Source organism: Vibrio minamisatsumaniensis (genome assembly GCF_050337445.1).
In the GTDB taxonomy this organism is placed as follows: Bacteria; Pseudomonadota; Gammaproteobacteria; order Enterobacterales; family Vibrionaceae; genus Vibrio; species Vibrio artabrorum.
The window spans coordinates 1-4,696 of sequence record NZ_JAKJSY010000140.1 but is presented as its reverse complement, the minus strand read 5'-3'; the positions used below and the strand labels follow the sequence as shown (position 1 = coordinate 4,696).

The window sequence follows — 4,696 nt, the reverse complement described above, 5'->3', positions numbered from 1 at the left end:
AGGTAGCCAATATTGCTCAAAAGACTACCGAGACTTAATCGCAGCTCATAATTTAAAACAAAGTATGAGTAGGAAGGGAAATTGCTGGGATAACGCCTGTGTTGAAAGCTTTTTCCACTCAATGAAAGTAGAAGTCATCCAATACGAGCCGATAATGACGCGAGAAGAGATGCGCCAAGCACTTTTTGAATACATTGAAGTTGATTATAATCGAACAAGAAGGCACAGTGCTCTTGGGTATCTAAGCCCAGTTAACTTTGAAAAACAATATGTAGCTTAATGCGGTGTCCAGTCTAACTGGAGCAGATCACCTCTCCCGCATCCTGCTTTTTCTTACTGTCTTTAGAAAGCTCCTTCACTCCAAAATACTGCTCATAGGAGAATGAATTACCGTGCGCTTCATTGTCATCCATGATTACCATAACACGCTCAAATTCATTACCCTTAACACCCTGATGAGTTCGAAAGATTGAATTATCATCAACATAGTTTTTATAGTTACGAATTTGGAAGAAGTTAGTCTCTAGTGCTTCTGTCCAAGCAGAAATCTCACTTTCTTCATGTAATTCGATCTCTTGTGTAGCAATTGTTTTTTTAGGAGCTGATATGGTTACACTTTCTTTAGCCGCAACAAATGGCTGCAATTTTTCAGGAAGTTTCAGTAAATTATATTCAGAGAGCATTTGTAGAACTTTACGAAAGGTGACCTCTTTATTTGAGATCACATCTCTAAATGCATGTTCTGCTGTGCGGGCAAGCACTAGCGGATCTTCCTTGTTAACGTCAAACACATTAGCTTCCAAAAGGGGCGATTTACTCTCTCTCAAGATAGACATTAAATCAGCTCGATTTTCACTAAGACTCGCCTCAGCCATGGGAAATACAATGCTAGAGAAAAAGTTCAGTTCTGTATTTTTACCATCAGAAATTTGATCTTTAATCTTTTTGGATTTAGATAGCTTATCCCAAAGATCAACAAAGCCAAGTCGACGCCCAGCCATTTTATGTTCCAATAGTAAGATAGCCGTTTCTTTGGATTGAGTGTCTGTCCAGTCCGTGTCACCCGTGATTTTTGCCATAGATTTGCGAATCTTTGACTCAATGTTGTTTTTGTTTGAAGTATCTTTAGGTAATAAAAAATATCGTACGTGACCTTCTGCCGCTCCGTGCAGGGCATACTGTTTCTTTTGATCTACTTCACTACGAATTTGATTACCCAGACCAACTATACGTCGTGTTGATCTGTGATTCATCTCCTTATCAAAAGAGATCAAGCCGGTCAACTTAGTCTTACCTAGAGACGGCTCTCCCCCACCGAAAATGCGTTGCATCGTATCCCCAAATAAACCGATGACAACTTTCTCTGATTTAGTTGCTCGCAGTTCAAAAAATGCACGTACTACATCTTTGTTGGTATCCTGACTTTCATCGATAAATATGAAAGGGTATTGATCTACTATTAATTCAGCCATCATTGGCTTGGTAATCAAAAATGCAGAAAAAATATCTAATACATCTTGATGAGATAACGCACTTGGGTCGGAGTTAACACCATTTGGATCGTAAATAAATGCACGCGACTCTGCTAACCATTCCTTTTTCTTTTGCAATCTAACGATTGTTCTCTTTCGATTGTCTGATGCAGCAGTTCCTGCGCGGCCACGCTTTTCCTCCTCTTCAAGCTTCACGATATCGTTGGGGATTTTCTCTAAGTACCACTTGCGAATATCCTCGTTGAAACCTTCAATTGTCGACCAGCAAAAACTATGGATAGTCGAAACAGTAAATATTGGACTTTGCTCTATCCGATCTTTGATTTCGTCGGCTGCGTTGTTTGTAAAAGTTACAACAGCAATTTTCTTTCCTAGACGAGTGAAATTCTCAAAGTACCGTTCTTTGAGGACATCAAGAGCTTTTTTTAAGGAATATGTTTTACCAGAGCCTGCTCCTGCGAAGGTAATAAAGCTTTTTCCAGAACCTATGGTTAGGCACTCACCAATGCAGGTATCAACACTACTATCATGATCTCTGGCTTTAGTTGATGCCAAGTAAAATTCGTCTAACATAATTTCCCCCTATGCATTCGGCGACAATTGTTTTTCAAGCCACTTAAGACCATCACTCATGTATTTGGGGGGGATGAAGCTGTTATTTTCATTGTCTGCTAGATGAAAGAGGCAATCAAAAGCGAAGTCTCCCTTTTTTAGACCTTGCACATAGTCATAAAGTGATTTTGACAACAGCTTAGTAGAATTTTCATGAGCAGCTTTTGCTTCTTTAAATATATTTTTCTTCTGAAAGTACTCATTGCTAAAGTTTTCTAAAACGAAGGCATCTTCAAATGTTCGGGATAGAACTTCTTTCCCTGAAATCTGTATTGGCTTCTGGTAAGCAATATAAAGCGGAGAGCCTTGGTTAGTTGTAGCGTTTTCAATTTCGGGTAAGGCAATCAAGTCATCCAACGCTTGTTTCTTTGGATGCCATGACTTCAAAGTATTATTGCTAGTCTTCTGGTTTACTCCTTTTTGAGGAAAGCAAGATTTTCCATTTTCATGATCCACAGAATCTAGGTCGGTTAGAACTAAAGTCACAACACCAAGCTTCTCTACCAGTTCTCGATACTTATGCGCGTGCGCTCCGCTTACTTCGAGCATAGATATAAATCGGTTAGTCAACTTGGGAAAGCTCTTCGCAATGAACTCTGGAACAAGAAGGCGTTCTGCTTGCCCCTCCACAAAAATCACGCCGTCAGCAAAGAAGATGTCACAATGAGTGAGCTTTAAGTGCTTTCTTACAAATTGAAGTTCTGCTTTTGCGTTAGCGAATAACTCTGACATATTTGCAATTGATGTATGATCCATTTCTATTGTGGCGTCTGCATTATTTCGACGGAAGTACCGTAAATCTTTGAAGTCAACATCGTTAATAATATGACTGGAGTGTGTACTGATTACGAGTTGAGTCTGGTATTCAGGAATATCTTTTTTAGACTTCTTACTATATAAATTTGGATGATTTCTCAACGTATCATATGCTTTAGATACAAAAACACGTTGAACTTGCGCATGAAGATTCACCTCCGGCTCTTCGATCAAAACCAAGTGAATTGGCTCAATCTGTTCTTCCACATTGTCTTCCGTGAAAGCAGACTTCCCTACGCGCATCCATTTATCACGAAATTCCAAAAGCCTGAACGTTAAATATATTAGATTTTGATAGCCAAGCCCTAAATAACTTTCAGGAATAAACTCTTCTTCCTCTTTGTTAAATCGATATCGAACTGACGAAGATTTCTGGACGGCATCTGTACCACTAACCTTTGCTGCAATCTCAACCGACGGATTACCGCCAATACCGGGATAGCCCATGTTCTTTAATTCATCAAAAGGGGCTTTAAATTGTTTATTTAATCTAGCGGTAAATTTCTTTTCAAGTGTTTGCTTTTCACTTAAAACTTTAAGATCTTGCTCCTCAGGAAAATCTTCCGGATTCAAGATGCTGTCGTAATATTCACGGAGTAACTTGTTAAGCCGCTGCTTTTCAGAATATGGCCCTTTATTTTCGATATTATCCTCAGCACCTAAGCCACGTTGCTCAGATATCACATCAACCCGAATTAATTTTTTCAAAGCGTCGGATTTAAGGGGCTGCAAAACATCTTTCGAAATAGGTGCAACCTCTTTACTTAAAATGTGATGTTTTTGCTTAATGAACTTACTAAAGTTACGACCTTTTTCCAAAAATTCGCACAGATCTTGTGGCCAAAGACTAACGTTACTTTTGTGTTTGGATACTACATTTCTCGTCTCAACGTATTCACGAAAGAGTTTTAAAATATCAGTCGCTTCATAATTTATGCGAACAAACAGTGCCCCACCGCGCCATTCTAGGTCTGGAAGGATGTCACGAACCCTGTATGCCTCAGTAGCTTCCGCTGTGATTTCAATATCTAGACTTGGCAATAAACCAGCAAAAACATCTGATAATTCCTGCATTTTCTCACAGGTAGGGAACTCTTGTTCAATTTCCACACCTAGCTTTTGAATTTTCTTCCAGTTCCGTTTTGATATATCTCGAATTTTTAAGTTGTCCGGACTTTTCAGAAATGTATGGAGTGCTCCAATACAGGACGTTTTTCCGCTATTGTTAGCTCCGACAAGAACAGTTGTTTTATCGTCAAGCACTAACGTTACATCGGCGAGGCGTCGGTAGTTTTTTAAAACGAATGAGGTAACTTTCATATAACAAAACCTAAAAACGGTTCAGGGGTTTGGGAAATAGCCATACAAGTCTGAACTGATAAATATCAATTAGAGCAGACACTTATCTCATGCTGCCCTCCCTCTCACCAATTCTGCCCCCCTTTAATATACGACTCAAGGAATACCAGCGGGTTGTGTGACCGCCGTAAGCGCGTCATAAACCCCACATTCTAATCATCCTCAGTCCGCCATAAGATCAAATCTCCAACTACAAGGAGATTTGAAATGGCAAAACGGCGCACCAACAAAGAATGGCAAACCTTGTTCGAGCAATACCAATCCAGTCATCTATCACAACGGGTCTTCTGTGAGCGTAATGGGTTAAGTCTTTCTACTTTTTATGCCAAGCGCCAGCAGTTACAAACTACGGAGTCAGCCAATATCAGTGGCTTTGTTAAAGCAGAAGTTATCGAAAAAACGACTCGCTACCAGAT

The 4,696-nt window shown here is 39.7% G+C and carries 4 protein-coding genes; 2 read left to right on the top strand and 2 right to left on the bottom strand.

What is annotated here, in order from left to right; all coding sequences use genetic code 11:
* The coding region (locus tag L4B77_RS19430; protein ID WP_429752470.1) for an IS3 family transposase at positions 1-280 on the top strand (280 nt) is incomplete at its 5' end.
* Positions 281-293: 13 nt separating this feature from the next.
* On the opposite strand, the gene L4B77_RS19425 is transcribed toward L4B77_RS19430, so the two are convergent.
* The gene (locus tag L4B77_RS19425; protein ID WP_429752468.1) at positions 294-2,066 is read right to left on the bottom strand and encodes a UvrD-helicase domain-containing protein; all 1,773 of its coding nucleotides are present in this window, start codon (positions 2,064-2,066) and stop codon (positions 294-296) included.
* A gap of 9 nt (positions 2,067-2,075) precedes the next feature.
* Entirely contained in the window at positions 2,076-4,241 is a 2,166-nt protein-coding gene (locus tag L4B77_RS19420) for an ATP-dependent nuclease (RefSeq protein WP_429752466.1), read from the bottom strand.
* A gap of 246 nt (positions 4,242-4,487) precedes the next feature.
* Here L4B77_RS19420 and tnpA point away from each other — a divergent pair.
* Positions 4,488-4,696 (top strand): IS66 family insertion sequence element accessory protein TnpA (gene tnpA / locus L4B77_RS19415; RefSeq protein WP_429748264.1); only part of this gene is annotated, 209 nt, incomplete at its 3' end.